Origin of the sequence: Lipingzhangella rawalii, assembly GCF_031628175.1 — a bacterium.
Taxonomy (GTDB): domain Bacteria; phylum Actinomycetota; class Actinomycetes; order Streptosporangiales; family Streptosporangiaceae; genus Lipingzhangella_A; species Lipingzhangella_A rawalii.
Window position 1 is genome coordinate 1 of sequence record NZ_JAVLVT010000035.1, and the last position, 1,220, is coordinate 1,220.

Consider the following 1,220-nt stretch of genomic DNA (forward strand, 5'->3'; position numbering starts at 1 on the left):
GGTGTGCACCCACCCCGCTGCTGTCGGGCACCAGTACGGGGATGCCAGCCCCGACAGCCTCCAGCCCGACCAGTCCGAAGCCCTCCGCCCGCGAGGGCATCAGCACAACGTCAGCCTGACGCATGTCCGCGAGGATCTCACTACGGGTAATCGTGAAAGGTTTGACTCTCACCTGGACCCCGGCGATGGTGGACAACCGCCGTTGGATATGGTCTACCGCTTCGGATGGGATGCCGCGCACGGTCAACTGCACGTCCATCCCCTCCGCGCGGAGCCGGCGAACCATGAGGGCCGCGTGGTGCGCACCCTTCTGCGGCGCGTCGGCACGGCCGACCACCAACACGTTCCGGGTTCGCGTGCCATCCCGGGGAGGTAGCTGCTGTTCCTCGAGCGCCACCCCTGGAGTGACCTGGTGCACCGGCGGGGCATGGTCACCCGGATTGGTAGCCGCAAGTCGCCTGGCTTCGTCAGCCAGAGTCGGCCCCACCGCCGCGACCGTATCGGCGTTGGCGACCAAGCGACGCTCGATGTCCTCGAACCGCGCTTCCAGGTCCGGTCGATTCGCCACTCGGGCGAGCGCCCCGGTGACCATGTGCACCATGGGGATGAACGGGGTGCCCGGGTAGTGCTCGTCGCGTACCTGCAGCGCCTGCGGGCCGGAATACCGGCTGTGGCCGATGATGGCGTCGACGTTGCTCGGCAGTTCCTCCCCGTCCTAGCTGAGCTGGTCCTGTGCGCTTCGAGCGGGGTCGTACTCGCGCGGCCCGATCAGGTGTATGCGTTCATCGCTGGCACCCTCGGGCACCGGGTGGCCGATACGGACGAAGACCTCGTGGCCGGCCTCGGCCAGCCCTTCGGCGAGGTTGCGGTTCACCGCGACAATGCCGCCCTTGTGGGGGTCCCATTCCGTGCAGTACAGGAGGAACCGTTGGGGGAACTGGCCCGCGGAGTACCGTTGGGCCAGCCGCGCGCAGTCCGCGGTGTACTCGTCCTGTAGAGCCTCTTGGTCCGCCGGGTGCGCCTGGGCCAGCCGCCGGCGGTAATTCCGGAGTAGGTCCTCTCGGTGCCGTTCGTAGGCGGCGCGGTGTGCTTGGTCCTGGTCCCCCTGGGAGGTCGTCGGGCGACTGATGTCCTCACTGGCCATTTTCACCACAACCCTGCCACTGGCCGAGCCCGCGGAATTCCGCGGGCCGGAGCGCTGCGGAAGAATTGGCTGGGGC

General features: G+C 68.3%; 1 pseudogene. It reads right to left on the bottom strand.

The features are described 5' to 3' along the window. Positions 1-1,144 (bottom strand): annotated as a pseudogene (locus RIF23_RS20905) (glycosyltransferase family 4 protein); the annotation flags it as partial. Positions 1,145-1,220 lie beyond the last annotated feature (76 nt).